Annotated in this window: 18 protein-coding genes; 6 read left to right on the forward strand and 12 right to left on the reverse strand. The window is 65.2% G+C overall.

Annotated features, from left to right (window positions below; genetic code table 11):
* Positions 1 to 327: 327 nt before the first annotated feature.
* On the reverse strand, positions 328 to 756 hold the full coding sequence (locus tag HBH1_RS10155; RefSeq protein WP_102662662.1) for a hypothetical protein: 429 nt from the start codon (positions 754 to 756) through the stop codon (positions 328 to 330).
* A 249-nt stretch (positions 757 to 1,005) separates the two neighbouring features.
* On the opposite strand from HBH1_RS10155, the gene HBH1_RS10160 reads away from it, so the two are divergent.
* Complete coding sequence (locus HBH1_RS10160; protein ID WP_077234892.1) at positions 1,006 to 1,893, forward strand: LysR family transcriptional regulator; 888 nt, start codon at positions 1,006 to 1,008, stop codon at positions 1,891 to 1,893.
* A gap of 8 nt (positions 1,894 to 1,901) precedes the next feature.
* Here HBH1_RS10160 and HBH1_RS10165 read toward each other — a convergent pair whose 3' ends face one another.
* From HBH1_RS10165 to HBH1_RS10195, 7 genes are all read right to left on the reverse strand, one after another.
* Positions 1,902 to 2,912: an SIS domain-containing protein gene (locus HBH1_RS10165; RefSeq protein WP_102662835.1), complete on the reverse strand. Its 1,011-nt coding sequence runs from the start codon at positions 2,910 to 2,912 to the stop codon at positions 1,902 to 1,904.
* Positions 2,905 to 4,032, reverse strand: coding sequence for an N-acetylglucosamine-6-phosphate deacetylase (gene nagA / locus HBH1_RS10170; RefSeq protein WP_102662663.1), 1,128 nt, complete (start codon positions 4,030 to 4,032; stop codon positions 2,905 to 2,907). The genes HBH1_RS10165 and nagA overlap by 8 nt, the downstream gene beginning before the upstream one ends.
* A complete protein-coding gene (locus HBH1_RS10175; RefSeq protein ID WP_102662664.1) occupies positions 4,029 to 4,970 on the reverse strand; it encodes a glucosamine kinase nucleotide-binding domain-containing protein in 942 nt (313 codons plus the stop codon). Before HBH1_RS10175 ends, nagA begins: the two co-directional genes overlap by 4 nt.
* Before the next feature lie 3 nt (positions 4,971 to 4,973).
* Complete coding sequence (locus HBH1_RS10180) at positions 4,974 to 6,107, reverse strand: ABC transporter ATP-binding protein (protein WP_102662665.1); 1,134 nt, start codon at positions 6,105 to 6,107, stop codon at positions 4,974 to 4,976.
* A gap of 15 nt (positions 6,108 to 6,122) precedes the next feature.
* A complete protein-coding gene (locus HBH1_RS10185) occupies positions 6,123 to 6,977 on the reverse strand; it encodes a carbohydrate ABC transporter permease (RefSeq protein ID WP_102662666.1) in 855 nt (284 codons plus the stop codon).
* 72 nt (positions 6,978 to 7,049) lie between these two features.
* A complete protein-coding gene (locus HBH1_RS10190; RefSeq protein ID WP_006461227.1) occupies positions 7,050 to 7,964 on the reverse strand; it encodes a carbohydrate ABC transporter permease in 915 nt (304 codons plus the stop codon).
* A 186-nt stretch (positions 7,965 to 8,150) separates the two neighbouring features.
* Positions 8,151 to 9,443: an ABC transporter substrate-binding protein gene (locus tag HBH1_RS10195; protein ID WP_102662667.1), complete on the reverse strand. Its 1,293-nt coding sequence runs from the start codon at positions 9,441 to 9,443 to the stop codon at positions 8,151 to 8,153.
* Positions 9,444 to 9,855: 412 nt separating this feature from the next.
* Between HBH1_RS10195 and HBH1_RS10200 the strand changes: the two genes are divergently transcribed.
* The 4 genes from HBH1_RS10200 (at position 9,856) to mgrA (ending at position 14,767) form a co-directional block, all read left to right on the forward strand.
* On the forward strand, positions 9,856 to 11,259 hold the full coding sequence (locus HBH1_RS10200) for an ABC transporter substrate-binding protein (protein WP_102662668.1): 1,404 nt from the start codon (positions 9,856 to 9,858) through the stop codon (positions 11,257 to 11,259).
* Between the two features lie 59 nt (positions 11,260 to 11,318).
* Positions 11,319 to 12,032, forward strand: coding sequence for a response regulator (locus tag HBH1_RS10205; protein WP_006461231.1), 714 nt, complete (start codon positions 11,319 to 11,321; stop codon positions 12,030 to 12,032).
* Positions 12,016 to 13,569: an ATP-binding protein gene (locus tag HBH1_RS10210; protein ID WP_199181562.1), complete on the forward strand. Its 1,554-nt coding sequence runs from the start codon at positions 12,016 to 12,018 to the stop codon at positions 13,567 to 13,569. The genes HBH1_RS10205 and HBH1_RS10210 overlap by 17 nt, the downstream gene beginning before the upstream one ends.
* Positions 13,570 to 13,732: 163 nt before the next feature.
* Positions 13,733 to 14,767: an L-glyceraldehyde 3-phosphate reductase gene (gene mgrA, locus HBH1_RS10215; protein WP_102662669.1), complete on the forward strand. Its 1,035-nt coding sequence runs from the start codon at positions 13,733 to 13,735 to the stop codon at positions 14,765 to 14,767.
* A 60-nt stretch (positions 14,768 to 14,827) separates the two neighbouring features.
* On the opposite strand, the gene HBH1_RS10220 is transcribed toward mgrA, so the two are convergent.
* Both HBH1_RS10220 and HBH1_RS10225 read right to left on the reverse strand, forming a co-directional pair.
* Complete coding sequence (locus HBH1_RS10220; RefSeq protein ID WP_199181563.1) at positions 14,828 to 15,295, reverse strand: YbaN family protein; 468 nt, start codon at positions 15,293 to 15,295, stop codon at positions 14,828 to 14,830.
* A 6-nt stretch (positions 15,296 to 15,301) separates the two neighbouring features.
* Positions 15,302 to 15,892 carry a biliverdin-producing heme oxygenase gene (locus tag HBH1_RS10225; RefSeq protein WP_102662670.1) on the reverse strand — a complete coding sequence of 197 codons (591 nt, stop codon included), beginning with the start codon at positions 15,890 to 15,892 and terminating at the stop codon, positions 15,302 to 15,304.
* A gap of 399 nt (positions 15,893 to 16,291) precedes the next feature.
* Between HBH1_RS10225 and HBH1_RS10230 the strand changes: the two genes are divergently transcribed.
* Positions 16,292 to 18,082: a methyl-accepting chemotaxis protein gene (locus HBH1_RS10230; RefSeq protein ID WP_102662671.1), complete on the forward strand. Its 1,791-nt coding sequence runs from the start codon at positions 16,292 to 16,294 to the stop codon at positions 18,080 to 18,082.
* Positions 18,083 to 18,134: 52 nt separating this feature from the next.
* On the opposite strand, the gene HBH1_RS10235 is transcribed toward HBH1_RS10230, so the two are convergent.
* Positions 18,135 to 19,592: a sensor histidine kinase gene (locus HBH1_RS10235; protein ID WP_102662672.1), complete on the reverse strand. Its 1,458-nt coding sequence runs from the start codon at positions 19,590 to 19,592 to the stop codon at positions 18,135 to 18,137.
* The gene (locus HBH1_RS10240; RefSeq protein ID WP_006461238.1) at positions 19,592 to 20,266 is read right to left on the reverse strand and encodes a response regulator; all 675 of its coding nucleotides are present in this window, start codon (positions 20,264 to 20,266) and stop codon (positions 19,592 to 19,594) included. Before HBH1_RS10240 ends, HBH1_RS10235 begins: the two co-directional genes overlap by 1 nt.
* Positions 20,267 to 20,415: the final 149 nt, after the last annotated feature.

The following is a 20,415-nucleotide window of genomic DNA, read 5'->3' on the forward strand; positions in this document are numbered from 1 at the left end:
CCTTGATAACGACACGCCGCACTGCGCAGTTGACGATCAAATTGTGATGGGATGTAACGGTGCGGGCGCGTGTCATATTTCTAAGTTTGAGAGACCTGATAAAGAAAGGTTCATGCTCAAGAGGAAGGATGAAGGCTGGGGAAAATTTGACGGATCGCTGACAAATAGCTGACTGGAAGCCGCGTCCATATTGGATTCCAGCAGCATGCTGATGTCAGTGCTTTGTCAGGAAAATAAAAAAAGGCAGACCGGATCGGCCTGCCTGAAAGAACCACAAGGAGAGAAAAACTTAGTTTCCGAAGCCGGAAAAATTCCTGGAATCCACTCTCACCGGCACTCGGTCATGTAGCGCGATTCCAGCCGGGCGCGTTCGCCATATTCGATGGAGCCCGGGCCGGTCATGGTGAAGCGGCCATCACGCATGGTGCCGGGGGTGGGGTCGCGTTGCACGCTGCTCGGTTCGTTGGTGCGGGCGCGCTCGGCCTGCATGCGCAGGGTGCGGCAGGACGAGGATTCGCTGCTGGCGGCGACTTGCATCATGGCGCCACCACCGTTGCCACTGGCCGCGCCCATCCCGTTGCCGCTGGTCGATTGCAGTGCCGTGCGCACCATGGCGCGGTGCGGCGACAGGGCCTGCTCCAGCGCGCTGTCGGAGGCGGCGTAGGCGGTGTTGCTGAAGGCCGAGGCGAACACGGCCAGGGTGCCGATGGCGGCGATGCTGCACAGGGTGGACAGGGTGCGGAAGGATGGGCGCATGATGATTTCCTCGGTCAGGGTGGGGGACTTGGTCTGCTTGCCCCTTGCCTGTCTGGCGTTGGGCTGGCATGGACGTAGTCTGCGTGTGCCCGGTTGACCCAGGATGTCAGTAGCGGCCTCTAATATTTCAATTGAAACGTCAGTGCCTGGAGTCGTGTTGCCCAGCTGCCGGTCCGTGCAATGATGGTGTGCCGGATGCATGAAGTAAAATCCGTCTATTCCAACCATCCATGAGTTACGTTCATCATCATGCTGGACCGCATCCACCTCTCCATCGTCCAGGAAGTCGAGCGCCAGGGCTCGCTCACCGCTGCAGCCGGTGTCCTGCATGTGACCCAGTCGGCCCTGAGCCACAGCATGAAGAAGCTGGAGCAGCAGCTGGGTACCGACATCTGGCTAAGGGAAGGGCGTCATCTGCGTCTGACCCAGGCTGGCCAGTACCTGCTGGCGGTCGCCAACCGCGTGCTGCCGCAACTGGCCCTGGCCGAGGAAAGGCTGCGCCAGTTCGCCCAGGGCGAGCGTGGCGCCTTGCGTATCGGCATGGAATGCCATCCCTGTTATCAATGGCTGTTGAAGGTGGTGTCGCCCTATCTGGCGGCCTGGCCGGACGTGGATGTGGACGTCAAGCAGAAATTCCAGTTCGGTGGCATCGGCGCCCTGTTCGGCTACGAGATCGATCTGCTGGTCACGCCCGATCCGCTGGACAAGCCGGGTCTGGTGTTCGAACCGGTGTTCGATTACGAGCAGGTGCTGGTGGTGGCAGCCGACCATCCGCTGGCCGCGGCCGACTATGTCAAGCCACGTCAGTTGAACAATGAGGTGCTGGTGACCTATCCGGTGCCAGTGGACCGGCTCGATATCTATACCCACTTCCTGGCGCCGGCCGGAGTCGTGCCGCGCCGGCACAAGACCATCGAGACCACCGACATCATGCTGCAGATGGTCGCCAGCGGGCGCGGCGTGGCGGCCCTGCCGCGCTGGCTGGTGCTGGAGTACGCGGAACAGATGGCGGTGGTACCGGTGCGCCTGGGCAAGCAGGGTATTGCCAAGCACATCTACCTGGGTGCGCGCGAAAGCGATGTCGACATCGACTACCTGCGCGCCTTCATCGAAGAAGCGCGCCAGGCGCAGGCCTGAGGGGATCGTCAACTGGTCCGGGTCACCTTGTTGAGGTGGCGCGGCCGGTCCGCATCCATGCCCCGTGCCGCCGACAATTGCGCCGCCATCACGTAGAAGGCCTGGATGGCGACGATCGGGTCCAGGTCCGGCGTGGCCGCCACCGGCAGGGTGAGGTCACGCTCCACCACGTCCTGCGGCGCGGCCAGCAGCACCCTGGCACCGCGCACGCGCATCTCGGCCGCCAGCGCCAGCATGCCGGCCTGGGCCGGACCGCGAGGGGCGAACATCAGCAACGGATACCCCTCCTCGATGAGCGCCATCGGCCCGTGCTTGATCTCGGCGCCGCTGAAGGCTTCGGCCTGGATGGCGCAGGTCTCCTTACACTTGAGCGCGGCCTCCAGCGCCAGCGGGAAGCCGGTGCCACGCCCCACCACCATGATGCGACTGGCCGGCGCCAGCACCTCGATCGCTTCTGACCAGTCGCATCGGGTGGCCGTCTCCAGGGCTTGCGGCAACTGCCCCAGAGCGTCCAGCAGCGCGGCGTCGTCCTGCCAGTGCGCCGTCAGCAGGGCGCCGGCCACCAGGCTGGCGATGAAGCTCTTGGTGGCGGCCACGCTCGACTCCACGCCCGCATGCAGCGGCATGCTCCACTCGGCCGCCGTCGCCAGCGGTGAATCGGCATGGTTGACCAGCGCCACCGTGGTGGCGCCATGGGCGCGGAAATAGCGCAGCGGTTCCACCACATCCGGGCTCTGTCCCGACTGCGAGATGGCGATGGCCAGTGCGTTGCGCACCTGCAGTGGCGCCTGGTTCAGGGTCACCAGCGACATCGGCAGCGAGGCCACGATATGCCCCAGGCGCGCCATGACGAGGTAGGCGCAATAGGCGGCCGCATGATCCGAGCTGCCACGCGCCACCGTGACCACGTTGGTGGGCGGTGTGGCCCGCAGGCGGGCGCCCAGTTCGGCATAGCGCTGCTGGTCGCGGGTCAGCTGCTGCGCCACATGGCGGGTGGCCGAACGGGCTTCTTCAAGCATCAGCGAGGTCAATCTCTTCTCCTTCCACATAGACAGCCTTGATGGCGAAATGCCGGTCCAGCACCACCACGTCGGCATGGCAACCGGTGGCCAGGCGGCCACGGTCGGACAGGCCCAGATAATCGGCGGCATAGGTCGAGGTGCGTAGCGAGGCTTCGGCCACGTCCATGCCCAGTGCGATCAGGTTGCGCAGCGCCTGGTCCATGGTCAGCACGCTGCCGGCCAGGGTGCCGTCATCCAGTCGCACGCCGCCGGCGCACTTGTGTACTACCTGCCGGCCCAGCGCATAGTCGCCATCGGGCATGCCGGCGGCGGCCGTGGAATCGGTCACGCAGAACAGGCGCGGGATGGCACGCAGGGCGGAGCGGATGGCACCCGGGTGGACATGCAGTAGATCGGGAATCAGTTCGGCATAGGTGGCATGTGCCAGCGCCGCGCCCACCATGCCGGGGGCGCGGTGATGGAAGCCGCTCATGGCATTGAACAGGTGGGTGAAGCCCGAGGCACCGTGTGCCAGTGCGGCCACGCCATCGTCATAGCTGCCGGCGGTATGGCCGATCTGCACCTTCATGCCGCGATGGGCCAGCTTGCAGACCAGCTTCAGGTGACCATCCACCTCGGGGGCGATGGTGATGAGCTTGAGCGGCGCCAGGCTGTTGAGGTAATCGACCTGCTCCAGCGAGGCCTCGATGGCAAAGTCGGGTTGCGCACCCAGCTTGCCGGGATTGATGTACGGCCCCTCCAGATGCACCCCCAGCACCCGCGCCTGCCCTGGCTGGCGGCTGCCGCAGGCGTCGGCGATGGCGCGCAGGGCCACTTCCAGTTCCTCCAGCGGCGCCGTCATGGTGGTGGCGAGGAGGCTGGTGGTGCCGTGCCGCGCATGCAGGCGCGACAGCACCTGTACCGCATCGCCGCCTTCCATCACGTCGCGCCCGCCACCACCGTGCACGTGCAGGTCGATGAAGCCGGGCAGGATGTAGTCGCCCTCGTCGATGACGCGTGGTTCACGTCGCAGCGGCCGGCCGTCGATGGCGCGGATGCGCTGGTCGAAGACCATGTTGCCCTGGATCCAGCCCTGCGGGGTCAGCACGTTGCCGTGCAGTTGGGTCGGTGCGTTCATGCCGGGGTTTCCTTTGGGTTTTTCGCTGGGTTCTTCTGTTGCTGCCAGGCGCGTTGCGCCAGCAGCAGCGCGCCGCCGGCGGCATCGGCTTGCTCCGGGACGATGCGCGCCTGCAGGCGGTGCTCGAGGTAGGGTTGCAAGGCCGCCGCCAGTCCGCCGCACAGCGCCAGCGGCAGGCGCTGCGCCGGATCGAGGGTGGCGATCATCAGGCTGATCTCGGCTGCTGCCGCCTGCAGGATGTCGCGGGCTGCCGCATCCTGCGCAGCATGCATGACCACCGGCCGGGCAGCGCGGGCAAAGGCCGCCTGGTCGGCCCGGGCCAGCCAGTCCAGCAAGGTGGCGCGTTCTTCGTTGGCCGTGGTGGGGGGGAGTTCGGTGCGACACAGTGCCAGCACCGCCTCGGCCAGGGGGCCACGGGCAGCGCGGCCATCCAGTGCGAGCTGGGCGTGATGCAGGGCGCGCAAGCCCATCCAGGCGCCACTGCCGTCATCGCCGCTGGGAAATCCCCAGCCGTCGACGATGCGGCGGCTGCCGTCGGTGTCCAGGGCCAGCCCGATGGTACCGGTGCCGACCGCGACGATGGCGCCAGGCGCTCCGCCATGCGCACCCAGTAGTGTGGCCACGCCATCGTTGACGATTTCCAGCGCGCCGAAGGCCGGCGCCATGGCGCGGAAGTCGGCCGACCACTGTGCCACGTTCTCGCCGGCGATGCCGATACCGACCGCCAGCGCCGCATTGTCCGGGCGCACCAGGGCGGCTTGCACAAAGACACGTTCGATGGTCTGGCCGATCACCTGCCAGGCCTTGGCCGCGCCGTTGCGCAGCGCCGAGCCGGCGCCGCTGGCTTCCTGCAGCACGCGGCCCTCGGGCGTGGCCAGCCGCACCAGGGTCTTGCTGCCGCCGCCGTCCACCCCGATCAGGTAGGCAATGCCGTCCATGGTTCAGGCCTCGTCCAGGCGACGCGCCGATTGCAGGTTGCCCGGTTGACGCCGGCGCAGGGCCTGGCCCTGGGCATCGAAGAGATGGAAGGCCTGGCTCTGGACCGACAGCGCTACCTGCTCGCCGATGCGCACACTGCGGTTGCCGTCGCCGCGCACCACGATGTCATGGTCGCCGTCCAGGCTGACGTAGAGGAAGTTGGCTTCGCCCAGGTGTTCCACCAGGTTGACCACGCCGCGCAGCGGCTGGCCGTCACCCAGGCCCTCGCGGATCTGTTCGGCGCGCAGGCCCAGCGTGACCGCCTCGCCGACCTGTACCCCGGTGGGGTCGACATCGGCCAGCAGTCGTAGCCCGCCGGCGATTTCCACCTGTACGCCGCGATCGTCACAACGGGTGACCACGCCCTGGAAGAAATTCATCTTCGGTGAACCGATGAAGCCGGCCACGAACAGGTTCTGCGGCTGCTGGTAAAGCTCCAGCGGCGTGCCGGCCTGCTGGATGCGGCCCTCGTGCATGACCACGATCTTGTCGCCCAGGGTCATGGCTTCCACCTGGTCGTGGGTCACGTAGACGATGGTGGCCGCCAGTTGGCGGTGCAGCTTGGCGATCTCCAGCCGAGTCTGCACCCGCAGCGCCGCGTCCAAGTTCGACAGCGGCTCGTCGAACAGGAACAGGCGCGGCTGGCGCACGATGGCGCGGCCGATGGCCACGCGCTGGCGTTGCCCGCCCGAGAGCTCGCGCGGCAGGCGCTGCAGCAGGTGATCGATCTTCAGTATCGAGGCCGCATGGCGGATGCGGCGGTCGATCTCGCTCTTGCTGTTGCCGGCCACCTTCAGGCCGAAGGCCATGTTCTTGTACACGTTCATGTGCGGATACAGCGCATAGCTCTGGAAGACCATGGCGATGCCACGCTCGGCCGGTGGCAGGTGGTTGACCACCTGGCCGCCGATGGCCAGTTCGCCGCCGCTGATCTCTTCCAGCCCGCACAGCATGCGCAGCAGGGTCGATTTGCCGCAGCCGGACGGCCCGACCAGTACGCAGAATTCGCCATCGCGGATATCGAGGTTCAGCCCGGCCAGCACATCGGCGCGGCCGTCGTAGGTCTTGCGCAGTTGCTTGATGTTGACGTGTGCCATGAGGTCTCCTTTGGATTATTTGACGGCGCCCGAGGTCAGGCCGCGGATCAGCTGGCGCGAGAAGGCCATGTACAGCAACAGCACCGGGATGACTGCCATCGACAGCGCAGCCAGCACCGAATTCCAGTCGGTGGCGTATTGCCCGATGAACTGCTGCACCCCCAGCGTGACAGTGCGGGTGTCTTCCCCGGGGGCGAGGATGAGCGGGAACCACAGATCGTTCCAGGCCGGGATCATGGTGAACACCGCCACGGTCGCAATGGCCGGGCGCAGCAGCGGCAGGATCACGCCGAAGAAGATGCCCAGCTCGCCCACACCATCGCAGCGCGCCGCATCCTTGAGCTCGCCCGGGATCTGGCGCATGAACTCGGACAGGATCATCACCGCCAGCGGCAATCCCTGCGCGGTATAGACCAGCACCAGGGCGGTCCGGGTGTTGATCAGGTCCAGTGCCACCACCAGCTGCAGGATGGAGACCGTGCCTAGCCGGATCGGGATCATGATGCCGACGGCGATGAAGAAGTTCAGCGCGCGGTTGCCGAAGAAACGGTACTCGGTCAGCGCCCAGGCCGCCATTGCGCCGAACAGCACGATCAGCACCAGCGCCGCCACGGTGACCACCAGGCTGTTGCCGAAGTAGAGCAGGAAGTGGGTGCCGGCCAGCACCTTCTGGAAGCCCGCGAAGGTCAGCGTCTCGGCCGTGGGCAGGGCCATCGGGCCTTCGAAGATGGCGTTGCGGGTCTTGACCGAGTTGATCAGGATCAGCGCAATCGGAAACAGCGCAATCACCGCATACAGGCACAGCACCACATGTACCCAGAGATGACCGGCGGTGCCGAAGCTGCGTTGGATCAGCGTGGGTTTGCGCATGGTGTGGGGAGCGGTGGAAAGTGGGGAACGTGGGGAGGATGGGGAAGAAGCCAGCATGTCGTCATCCTCCCCTCACATCGCATAGCGCGTCAGGCGCCGCTGCACCATCACGAAATACGCGCCCACGCCACCCAGGATCACCAGGAACATCAGCGTGGCCACCGCCGCGCCCATGGTGGGGCTGCCGATCTGCGCCTGGTAGCCGAAGAAGGTGCGATAGAAGTAGGTCCCCAGCAGGTCGGAGGCGTAGTTGGGGCCGGCCAGCGCGCCCTTGACCGAGTAGATCAGGTCGAAGGCGTTGAAGTTGGCCACGAAGGTGAGGATGGTCACCAGCCCCAGGGTCGGATAGATCAGCGGCAGCTTGATCTGCCAGAAGATGCGCATGGCGCTGGCACCCTCGGCGTGGGCGGCTTCCAGCACTTCTTCGGGCACCGCCAGCAGGGCGGCGTAGATCAGCATCATGGGAATGCCCACGTATTGCCATACCGAGATCAGCGAGAGGGTCACCAGGGCGGTGGATTCCTGACCCAGCCAGGGCGCGAACCAGTCGGCCAGGCCGACCAGGCCGAGCAGCTTTTCGCCCACGCCCCACAGCGGCGAGAGGATCAGCTGCCAGATGAAGCCGATGATGACCACCGACAACAGCGTGGGCAGGAAGATCAGCGTGCGATAGGTGCGCGCCCCGCGCAGGCCCTTGAGGCTGAACAGCGTCGCCAGCAGCAGGCCGATGGGGTTCTGCAGCAGCATGTGCAGGCAGAAGAACTTGACGTTGTTCCACATGGCATTCCAGAAGGCGGCCGACCAGTCGGGGTCGAACAGGATGGTGCGGTAGTTGTCCAGCCCCACGAAGCTGCGCACCCCGGCATCATTGGCGGTATAGAAGCCCAGGCGCAGGGTGTCCAGCAGGGGCAGGGCGCTGAAGAGCGCGTAGATCAGCACGGCCGGCGCGAGCAGCACCGCCAGTTGCCAGGCGCGGATGGTTTTCATGGGTCTCCTGTTCCTGAAGGGGGAGCGCGGACATCTACTCCCGTTCGGACTGAGTAGGCCCGCGAGGGCCGTATCGAAGGCGCGCGGACGGTGCGCCCTTCGACGGGCTCAGATCAGGCTTCGATACGCGGCGTTGCCGCTACTCAGCCCGAACGGGCGGGCACTGCTTACCTCAGTGAAGCAGCCTTACTGCTGCGGCTTGTACCACTTGGCAAAGCCGGCCTGGATCTTGGCGGCCGCATCCTGCGGCGTGAGCTTGCCGTTGAGCACCTGGGCGTTGACGTTCCACATCTCGTTTTCCATGCTCGGCGTGCCACGGTTGAGGATCTGCGAATTGACCCGGATGGTGGAAGCGCAGTTCTTGCGCCAGCCCATCATCTGCTTGGCAATCGGGTCCTTCACCGAGATCAGGTGGTTCGACAGCGAGAAGAAGCCGGTGACCTTGTTGGTATAGAGATCGGCGAATTCCTGCGAGCCCAGCCAGGCCAGGAACTTGTAGGCGTCTTCCTTGTTCCTGGACTTCCTGTTGATGCCCATGCCGATGTCGTTGTGGTCGGAGATGTAGCAGGCATCACCGTTCTTGGGCACCGGTGGCGGGAAGGCGGCGAAGTCCATCTTGCCGTTGAAGTAGGCGATATCCCAGGAGCCGGCCGGATACACCGCGCCCTTGCCGAGCGCGAACATGTTCTGGCTGTCGCTGTAGGTCTGGGCCGAGGCGCCCTTGGGCAGGTACTTGCCGAGCCTGGCTTCATACTCCCAGGCGGCCACGAATTGCGGATCGGTGAATTTGGCACGGCCGGCGATGAGTGCCTTGCGGCCTTCCTCGCCCTTCCAGTAGTTGGGGCCGATGCCGGTGAACAGCACCTGGTGCGATTCCCACTGTTCTGCCGTGCCCATCACCAGCGGCGCGTACTTGCCGTTGGCCTTGACGGTATCGAGCAGCTTGAAGAACTCGGCCTCGGTCTTGGGCGGTTCCAGGTTCAGTTCCTTGAAGATCTTGGTGTTGTAGAAGAAGCCGTGGATCACCGAGGCCATCGGCATGCAGAAGGTGTCCTTCCCATCATCGGTCTGCCAGGCGGCCTTGGCGGCCGGTGCGAAGTATTCCATGCCGGGTTTGCCGTCCAGCTTTTCCAGGTGGCCCTTGTTGTAGAGCGAGAGCGAGACATCGAAGGGGCGGCAGGCCACCAGGTCACCGGCCGTGCCGCCGGCCAGGCGCGCGGCCAGGCTGGAATCGTATTCGGTCGGGGCGGTGGGCGAGAACTTTACGGTGATGCCGGGATTGCTGCGCTGGAAGGCGGGGATCAGTACTTCCTGCCACAGCGGCAGGTCGTCCACGCGCCAGCTTTCGATGGTCAGCGTACCGGCCTGGGTGTGCGCGGCACCGAGGCCGCCGGCCAGGCCCAGGGCGAGGGCGCAGGCGGCCAGCAGTGGACGGCGCGGGATGAGGGAAAAACGACCAGGCTTTTTTTCGGTCTGCATCTTGGGTCTCCTTGGTGTTGTGGGGATCGCCGCACGCCAGCCGCGACGAAACGCCGTGACAGTAGCAGCGCCGATCATGTGATGCCAGCAACGGTGCCAGGACCCTTGAAGTATTTTTAAGTTGTTGATTTAAAAGAATAATTTAAGGATGGGCAGGATTCTTGCCATTACATATCCTTACATGGCCTGCAGCATCTGCAGGCGGTCTGGACGTCGAGGCAAGGGACAGTGATGCGCAGCATTGGCGCTGGCCTGTGGATAAGATAAGCAGAGCAAGGCTTACGTTTCTTAACAAGAGATAAACCGGCTTCATGCTTCGCAAGGCAGGATCGGGCTCCCGCCGGGGCGCATGCAAATTGCGCATTGGCATGCACCCGGCTATAGTCTCTCCCGGTTTGGAGACACGCACCCCATGAAAAAAAAGAAACGGCCCGCGAATGCACGCACCGGCCCGGCCACCTGCTGGCCGGCCCTGCTGTGTCTGCTCGCGCTATGGCTGGGCTGGGGGTGGAATGGGGCGCAGGCGCAGTCGCTGCCACTGTCGAGCTCCGGCCCGGCTTCCGGCGTATCGCTATCCTCCTCGTCATCCTCATCCTCACCTTCACCGGTCCCGCCGTCCTCCGGTGGCGGCTCCCTGCAGGTGCTGCACTGGTGGACCTCGGCCAGCGAGCGCCAGGCCATCAACGTGGTGGTCAACCAGCTGGCGAAACAGGATATCCAGTGGCGCGACGTCGCCATTCCCGGCGGCGCCGGCATGGGCGCGGCCAAGGTCCTGAAGAGCATGGTGCTGGCCAACCGCGCCCCCGAAGTGACACAACTCAACGGCGTGGTCTTCGGCGAATGGGCCGACCTGGGTCTGCTGCTGGAGCTGGACAATGTGGCCGTGCAGGGCGCTTGGGAAAAGCAGATGTTCCCTACCGTCTGGTCGCTGCTCAACAACCATGGCCACGTGGTGGCGGCGCCGCTGGGCATCCACCGCATCAATTCCTTGTTCTACAACACCGCCGTCTTCAAGCGCTACAACCTGAGCCCGCCCAAGACCTGGGACGACTTCGACCAGATCGTCAAGAAGCTGCAGGGCAGCGGCATCACGCCGCTGGCGCAGAGCGCCGAAGCGTGGCAACTGGCCACCCTGTTCGAGAACCTGGCGCTGGCCGAGAGCGGCCCGGCCTACTACCGGAGGCTGTTCGTGGAGATGAGCCCGGCGGCCTATCTGGATGCGCGCATGCTGCATATCCTCAAGCGCCTGCGCGGACTGTCGGCGGCGATGGCGCAGCCGGTGCGCGAGCGCCCCTGGACCGAGGTGGCGCGCAGCATGGTCAGCGGCGAGGCGGCCATGCTCATCATGGGTGACTGGGCCAAGGGCGAGCTCAATGCCTGGGGCATGGAAGTGGACCAGCAGTTCGGCTGCGCCCCGGTCCCCGGCACGGGAGATTTCCACCTCTACAGTACCGACACCCTGGCCATGTTCGCCGGCAACTACGCGCACCAGGCGGTGCAGGAAACCCTGGCGCGGTTGACCATGTCGCCGGCGGTGCAGTCCGAATACAATAGGATCAAGGGTTCGATCCCCGTGCTGCGCGCGGCCGACCCGCACATGGACCGCTGCGCCAGGGATTCCTGGCGCGCCTTCAGCAAGGGTCCGGCCTGGCAGGCGCCCAGCCTGGTGCACCGCATGGCCACCGACGACACCACCAAGGATGCCATCGTGTCCGAGGTGCAGCGCTTCTTCCTGGACCGCAGCATCAGCGAAGAACAGACACAGAAACGACTTGCAGCGATTGCGCGCACCCTGTCGCGCAATCGCAATGATTAGGCTCATCGCATCCACGGATGTGAAATGAGTTCCAGGAAACACGGAGATGGAGCAGCAATATGACGCGCAAGATATTGATCGTCGACGATGACCAGAAGACCCGCACGCTCTTGAAGGCCTATCTGGAAAAGAACCAGTACGAGGTCCGTCTGGCCCATGACGGCGCAGCCTTCATGACCGAGTTCCAGCGCTTTGCCGACGAGCTCTCGCTGGTGATCCTGGATGTGATGCTGCCCGATACCGACGGCTTCGCCCTGTGCAAGGCGGTGCGTCGCAAGTCCAATGTGCCGGTCATCATGCTCACCGCCAGTTCGGACGAGACCGACCGCGTGGTCGGGCTGGAACTGGGTGCCGACGATTACATCGCCAAGCCCTACAGCCCACGCGAGCTGCTGGCACGCATCAAGGCGATCCACCGCCGCATCGGCATCGACAGTAGTGCCGCGCCGCGCTACTACCGCTTCTCGGGCTTCACGCTCGACACGGTGGAGCGCACCCTCACCGACAGTGCGGGCGCCATCGTGGCCCTGACCGGCATGGACTACCAGTTGCTGAAGTATTTCGTCGAACATCCCGGCGACGTGCTGGACCGCAACGTGCTGTGCGAAGAAACGCGCGGACGCGACGCCGGCCCGTTGGACCGTTCACTGGACGTGCAGATCAGCAAGCTGCGCCTGCGCCTGAACGATGGTGGCCGCCAGCCGCACCTGATCAAGACCGTGCGCGGTGCCGGCTATGTCTTCTCGGCCGACGTCAGTGCCGCAGCCGCCTGAGAGCGCGGCGCCGGAGACGGCGCTGGCGCCTCCGGATGCAGCAGAGGAGACCCGCTCACCCAGCCTGCGCGGTCGCCTGGCCGCGCTGCTGGACTGGATGCTGCCGGATTCCCTGTTGGGCCGGCTGTCGGTGGTGATGATCTTCGGCGTGCTGGTCACGCAGGTGGCCGGCGGCCTGATCTGGGACATCCAGCTCCGCAGCAAGTCCGAGGCCGAGACCCGCGTGGCCGCGCAGCACCTGGCTCACAGCGCGGCCTCGGCGATCCGCTACTTCATGACCCTGCCGCCCAACTATCGTCCGCTGATGATCCAGCAATTGCGCGAGATGGGCGGTACCCGCTTCTTCATCAATGCCAACAGCAGCGCGGTGCCGGTCAAGTCCATCGGCGAGAGCCGCCTGGCCAACCTAGCCATCGAGGTGACCGCGCAGACCCTGCGCGAAGACCTGCCCTTCCTGCCCGAAGCCCGGCTGGCCTTTGCCTGGCCGGACGGCCTGCCGGTGGCCAGCGATGGCCTCACCGTCAACGACCTGCCCGACAACTGGGTGCAGCACATCCTGCTGACCAAGCCCAACTCGGCGCCGGTGCTGGTGATCCAGATGCAGGTGGAAAGCGGGCGCTGGATCTACCTGGCCGCGCTGATGCCCAACCCCTACTTCCTCGACAGCGACAATCCGCTCTGGCTGGACCGGCTGGTGCTGCAGGGCCTGTCGCTGGCGGCGATCCTGCTGCTGACCATCCTGGTGGTGCGCTGGACCACGCGCCCGCTGGCCGCGCTGGCCGACGCCGCAGAAGCCTTCGGCAAGGGCGAGACCGTGCCCAGCCTGCCCGGCACCGGCAGCCGCGAATACGTCAAGACTGCGCGCGCCTTCTCCGGCATGCGCGAACGTATCAAGCGCTATCTCGAAGATCGCGAGCGTCTGTTCGTCTCCATCTCGCATGACCTGCGCACCCCTATCACGCGACTGAAACTGCGCACCGAGCTCATGGATGACGACGCCATGCGCACCGATTTCCATGACGACCTCGACGAGCTGGACATGATGGTCAAGGGCGCCCTGCAATCGGTGAAGGACAGCGACATCCACGAGAACCGCACCGAGGTCCGCCTCGATGCGCTGGTGCTGCGCATGATCCGCGACGCCCGGCTGGCCGGCCACGAGATCGCCTTCACACCCTCCGGCATCAATGTCATGGCCAAGCCGCTGGCCTTGAAGCGCGCCATCGGCAACCTGTTCGACAATGCCTTGTACTACGGCCAGAAGGTCGAGATCAGCATTCGTCCCTCGGCCGGTGCCGACGGCGATCTGGTGGAAATCGAGATTCGCGACCACGGTCCCGGCGTGCCGGAAGACGCCATGCGCACCCTGTTCCAGCCCTATGTGCGACTGGAGCATGGGCGTGCCCAGAACAGCGGTGGCATGGGGCTGGGCCTGGGCATCTCGCGCAACATCGTGCAGGCCCATGGTGGTGAACTGCTGCTGCGCAACCATCCGGAAGGCGGCCTTGCCGCCACCATCATCCTGCCGGCCCGCTGATCGGTCGGCGCGAAGGCGGGAACGGGCCGGTAGATTGATCAGTCAGATAGATCAATCGCATCGAAATATTGCATTTAATGAATAAGCGACGGAAGTGTAGACTTCTGCGCACCACCGTGGTCAACCCCTCAATCCCTACAGTGGAACTTCCCCAAGGAGACTCATGAGCTATATCGCCGAACCCTCCCGCTACGATGGCCGCATGCCCTATCGCCGCACCGGCCGCAGCGGCCTGCTGCTGCCCGCCGTGTCGCTGGGCCTGTGGCAGAACTTCGGTGGCGTCGACAACTTCGAGACCGGCCGCGCCGTATTGCGCCGCGCCTTCGACCGAGGCGTTACCCACTTCGACCTGGCCAACAACTACGGCCCGCCGGCCGGTTCCGCCGAAGAGAACTTCGGCCGCTACATGGCCAAGGATTTCGCCCCCTATCGCGACGAACTGGTCATCTCCAGCAAGGCTGGCTGGCAGATGTGGCCCGGCCCGTATGGCGGTCCCAGCGGCGCGCGCAAGCACCTGATCGCCAGTTGCGAACAGAGCCTCAAGCGCATGGGCCTGGAGTATGTGGACATCTTCTATTCGCACCGGGTCGATGCCGACACCCCGCTGGAAGAGACCATGGGCGCGCTGGCCCACCTGCATCGCCAGGGCAAGGCGCTGTATGTGGGCATTTCTTCCTATTCGCCCGAGCTGACCCGCAAGGCTGCCGCCATCCTCAAGAGCGAAGGCGTGCCATTGCTGATCCACCAGCCCAACTATTCCATGCTCAACCGCAGTATCGAACAGGGGCTGTTGCCGGCGCTGGAAGAGCTGGGCGTGGGCTGCATCGGCTTCTCGCCGCTGGCGCAGGGCCTGTTGACCTCCAAGTACCTGGCCGGCGTGCCGGAAGGCGCTCGCGTCACGCGTGCGCCTTCGCTGCCGCAGCGCATGCTGTCGGAAGACAACCTGGCGCGCATCCGTGCCTTGAACGAGCTCGCCAGCCAGCGCGGCCAGACCCTGGCGCAGATGGCGATCGCCTGGGTATTGCGCGATGCGCGCGTCACCTCGGCACTGATCGGTGCGCGCACCGTGGAGCAGCTGGATGATTCGCTGGATGCCGTGAAGAAGCTGGACTTCAGCGCCGATGAACTGGCCCGCATCGACAGTCATGCCACCGATGGCGATGTCGATCTGTGGAAGGTGTCGTCGTCCATTACCTGAGCCCGGCGTGCAAGGGTGGGAGCCGGGAAGCCTGTGCCGTCATCGCGGCACGGGCTTTTTTCATGAGCGCTCGCCGGGCTCGGCGTCTTCTGTGCGTTCCGGGCGCGACCACATCCAGGCCGCGCCCAGGGCCATGCCCAGCGTGGCCAGCACGATCACCCAGTGGCGCTTGACCGTAAAGAGCATGATCACCAGGCACAGGCTCATCATCAGCGAGGCACTGATCTTGGCGCGCCGCGCCACCACCCGGCCATGGCGCCAGTTGTGGATCATCGGGCCGAACAGGCGATGCTGTTCCAGCCAGCGCTGCAGCCGCGGCGAACCACGGCCGGCGGCCCAGGCCGAGAGCAGCACGAACTCGGTGGTAGGGATACCCGGGATGAAGATGGCGATGATGCCGATGCCCAGGCTGGCATAGGCCAGCAGCAGCCATAGCCAGCGCGTGCGCGGTGGCGCCAGCGAGCTGGCGTTGGGGGAGCGTTCTTCAGGAGCGGCGTCCTGCCGCGGATCCGGAGCCGGATGGTCCACGTTGCCTCAATCCAGCGCGAAATGGCGCCTGAGCAACAGGCCGAAGCGTTCGAACGCCGCCGTCGCGCCGGCCACCACGGCATCCTGCTCGGCCGCTGTCAGCTCGCTGGCATCGAGAAAGCCGACGAAGCGACGCCAGGCCAGCGCCCGGCCTTCCGGATAGGCCGCCAGGTGGCGTGCGCCGAAGTGTTCGGACAGGCCCAGCTTGTCCTGGACTTCCTTCAACAGGAAGGCCGCACCCAGGGTCGATCCTTCCGATACGTAGAGCCAGCCCCAGGCTTGCGGCAACCGTACCGAGGCGGTGGCGATGGTCACCTCACCCGGTGCTGCCTGCAGGTCGGCCAGATCGGCGAGTGCCGCCGCTTCGCGACCGCGTACCTGCAGATCGGGCAGGGCGGCCTGCAGACCGGGGTCATCGAAGAGGTGCTCGACGTCGCGCTGGAAATGATATTGCGCCGCCACGAAGCGGCTGTAACGCAGGCGATCGGAAAATGGCTGCGCCCTTTCCATGAGCGCGTGCATCTGCTGGTGCAGATCGGCGGTCTCGGACTTCAGGCGCGCCGACAGCGGTGCGGGGTGGGGAGTGACTGGATTCATCGATGGTCAGGACTGGTCAGGCGCGGCACAGGGAGGAGTGGCTGGCGGACCGTCCTGGAAGGGCGGAGAGGGCTGACGGCAGTGCCCATTCTAACCCAAAGCGCCAGCAGGGCTGTGGGCTGGCGGCCGGGCAGGTGAGCAACGCTCAAGTAACGGGAGAAACTGCCGTTGACAAGCAACGCGCTGCAATTTATACCGACTGCATCGCACATGACCGGTCTCCGCTCTCGCCAATGGCGGGCGATCGATTGTCCTCAGGTAACAGATTGCCCGCGACCGAGCCGGTTGCTCGAAGGCGACACCCACAGGACCGCGACTGCAGACGCGCGCGGGTCCGGATCGGCAGCATGGTCCGGGCTTCTCTTGCATCTCTTCAATGCGACGAATGGGGGTCGACCAATGAAATTCAAGGATATCAAGATCAGCGTGCGCCTGGCCGCATGCTTTGCCATATTGATCGGCGTCATGTGCCTGATCACCGGCGTGGGCATGCAAAGCCTCAACAGCATCAGCAAGGCCTCCCGGATGGTGGTGGAGGACCGCTATGTCAAGATTTCGCTGGTGATGGAAATCCGCGAGAACGTCAACTCGGCTGCCCGCAACCTGCGCAATGCCTTGCTGGCGCGCAATCCCGAGGAAGCCACCCGCTACCTTGATCGCGGTGCGGCCAACACCGCCAAGACCACCCAAGCGCTGGCCGATGTCGAGAAGATGGTCGGCACCGCGCGTGGCAAGGAGTTGATGAAATCCATCCAGGATGCGCGTGCGGCCTACAACACGCCACGCGACAAGCTGCGAGAGCTGATCCGCCAGCAAAAGAAGGAGGAGGCCACCGAGGTCCTCTTCACCGAAGTGATACCGGCGCAGGACCGTTACTTCGACGTGCTCAACGAATTCGTCGCCTTCCAGAAGACCCTGATGGACGACAGCGTCGTCGAGAGCCAGAACACCACCAGCTCGGCCATTGCGCTGATGCTGGAACTCTCGGGCGTGGCCATCATCCTGTGCGTGATCGCCGCCTGGCTGGTGACGCGCTCCATCACGCGGCCGCTGAACGAGGCGGTCAACGTCGCCAGCGCCGTGGCCCAGGGCGACCTGACCGTGCAGATTGCCGATACCAGCAAGGATGAAACCGGGATGCTGCTGGCCTCGCTCAAGACCATGAACCAGAACCTGCATCGCATCGTCAGCGAAGTCCGCACCGGCACCGACACCATCAATACCGCTTCTTCCGAGATCGCCACCGGCAACCTGGACCTGTCCTCCCGCACCGAGGAACAGGCTGGTGCGCTGGAAGAGACCGCCTCGGCCATGGAAGAACTGACGTCCACCGTCAAGCAGAACGCCGACAATGCGCGCCAGGCCAACCAGCTGGCCGCGACAGCCTCGGAGGTCGCCGTGCAGGGCGGCAGCGTGGTCGGCCAGGTGGTGCAGACCATGGGCGAGATCAATGACGCATCCCGCAAGATCGTGGACATCATCAGCGTGATCGACGGCATCGCCTTCCAGACCAATATCCTGGCCTTGAATGCGGCGGTGGAAGCGGCCCGGGCCGGCGAGCAGGGACGCGGCTTTGCGGTGGTGGCCTCGGAAGTGCGCACGCTGGCCCAGCGCAGCGCCTCGGCGGCCAAGGAAATCAAGGCCCTCATCGACGACTCGGTGGCCCGCGTGGACAACGGCAGCCGGCTGGTGGAACAGGCCGGCAGTACCATGAGCGAGGTAGTGGCCAGTGTCAGGCGGGTGACCGACGTGGTGGCCGAGATTTCGGCGGCCAGCCATGAGCAGAGCGATGGTATCGAACAGATCAACCACGCCATCGTGCAGATGGATGAAGTGACCCAGCAGAACGCCGCGCTGGTGGAGCAGGCCGCGGCCGCCGCGCAATCGTTGCAGGAGCAGTCGGTCCGCCTGAGCGAAACGGTGGGTGTCTTCAAGCTCAGCAGCAGCGATGCCCCGCGCGCGCAAGCCACACGCAAGCCGCTGGCCCCCAGGCCTGCGACGACCGCCCGCCCGGCGGCCAAAACAGGGCAGGCAGCAGCACCGGCTGCGACATCGCCTGCAGCGGCAACTGCGGCAACTGCGACACCCCCTGCCTTGCCGGCGGCCAGCACCAAGTCCAGTGCCAAGGCCAGTGCCAAGGCCGGTAGCAAGGCCATGACTGCCGACGACGGGGATTGGGAACAGTTCTGAGAGGCGTCGCTATGCCAACGGCTCCTGCGCCTGTGTGGCCAGGAGCCGCGTCTCAGGTCCGCAACTCCACCACGCCCGGAAACGTGATTCGTACCACCAGCCCGTTGCCCCGCAGCGGAGTTGCCAGTGTGACGCTGGCGCAGTGCATGGCCGCAATCTCGCGCACGATGGACAGCCCCAGGCCGGTACCGCCGGGATTGACGTGCTGGGTCGCGCCGGCACGGTAGAAGGGTTCGAACACGCGCTCACGCTCGGCCTCGGCAATGCCGGGGCCGTCGTCTTCCACTTCCAGCAGCGCACCGGTGGGCTGTCCCGCTGCACTGGCGGCCCGCACCCGCAGGATGACGTGACCGCCTGGCGGGGTGTAGCGGATCGCATTGTCCAGCAGGTTCACCATCAATTCGTGCAGCAGCAGGGCATTGGCCTGGATGCCGATGTCGCCCTCTTCCTCGAAGGCCAGGGCGATGTCACGCAGCACCGCCTGCTGCGACAGTTCCAGCGCCACCTGGCGCGCCGCATCGGTGAGCGAGACGCGCATGGTGCCGCCTTCGGCCGCGCCGTGTTCGGCACGCGCCAGGGTCAGCAGGCGATTGGCCAGATGCACGGCCGAGTCGGTGGTGCGCGCCATGCCCTCGACCAGGTCGCGCAGTTCGCCGGCATCGAGGCGCTCACGACGCAGTTCGCGCAGGGTCAGTTCGGATTGCGTCTTCAAGACCGTCAAAGGCGTGCGCAACTGGTGCGAGGCATCGGCGATGAAGCGGCGTTGCCCGCTGATGAGGGCCTGCAAGCGGTCCATGTAACCATTCATGGCCTGTACCAGCGGACGCATTTCCTTGTGCACCAGCGCCGGATCGAAGCCGGACAGGTCGGTTGGCGCGCGCGACTCCACCTCCCCCTTCAACTGCATCACCGGCCGCAGCACGAAACGCACCGCGAACCACACCAGCAGCGCGGCCACCGATACCAGCGTGCCTTGCCGCCAGAGCGTGTCGAACAGGATCTTGCGCGTCATGCCGTTGCGTCCCTCCATGGTCTCGCCGACCTGGATCAGGGCGATGCCACGCATGCTGTCGTCATACACAGGCTGCAGCAGGGCAGCGATGCGGATCGGTTGCTCGTGGTAGTCCGCCTGGTAGAAGCGCACCAGGGCCGGATAGACTTCCGAGCGCTTGACATTGGCCGGCACCGGCGGCAGGTCGTCGTAGCCCGACACCAGCTCACCCTTCAAGCCGGTGACCTTGTAGTAGATGCGGCCCAGGTTGTCGGTCTCGAAACTGTCCAGCGCCACATAGGGCACATCGGCCGTGACGTGACCATCGACGATGGAAACCCGCTCGGCCAGTGCCCGGGTCGAGGCCAGCAGTGAACGGTCGTAGGCCAGGTCGGCCACTTCCAGCGCGTTGTAGTAGACCGAGACCGCATCCACCGCCACCAGCAGCGTCAACGGAATCAGCAGCCAGCGCACCAGCTGGCTGCGCAGGTTGCCCAGGCGCCGGATCGCGGTTGCCATCACACTGCCTGCAACAGATAGCCCAGGCCGCGCAGGGTGGTGATGCCGACCTTGCCGGCACCATCGCGTTCGAGCTTCTTGCGCAGGCGGTGGATATAGATCTCGATGGCATCCACGCTGGCATTGTCGTCCAGCGAAAACACCTGCTGGAACAGTTTTTCCTTGGGGACCGTATGCCCGTGGCGCACGATCAGCGCTTCCAGCACGGCATGCTCACGGGGCGTGAGCGCCAGCAGTTCGCCGCCATAGGTAAAGGTGCGCGAGACCGTGTCGAAGCTGAGCGCACCACAGGTGACGGTGACCGCTTCGTGGCTCTGCGAGCGGCGCAGCAGGGCCTTCACGCGGGCTTCCAGTTCTTCCAGTTCGAAGGGTTTGGCCAGGTAGTCGTCGGCGCCCATGTTGAGGCCGCTGACGCGGTCAGCCAGGCCGCCGCGTGCGGTCAGGATCAGCACCGGGGTGCGACTGCCACGGGCGCGCATGCGCTTCAGGACTTCCATTCCATCCATGCGCGGCAGGGTCAGGTCCAGGATCACCAGCGCATAGTCCTGCGTCAACAGCAGGCTGTCGGCATCGGCGCCGTTATGGGCGCATTCCACGGTCAGGTGGGCGTCGCGCATGGCCTTGGCCAGCCAGCGGGAAAGTTCGATATGGTCTTCGACCAGCAGGATGCGCATGATGCTGCCTTTTTATTGATGTAGGTCCGGTGCGGCTTGTCTCCAGCGCGGATGCTAACAGAAGGCCGTCGCCCTTTGAAATGGCCGGCGCAGCAATTGCGGAAAACGCGTAGCCGCCATTGTGGAGAGAAAGCCGCATTGCAAGCTTT

Source organism: Herbaspirillum sp. BH-1 (genome assembly GCF_002870055.1).
GTDB classification, from domain to species: domain Bacteria; phylum Pseudomonadota; class Gammaproteobacteria; order Burkholderiales; family Burkholderiaceae_D; genus Herbaspirillum; species Herbaspirillum frisingense.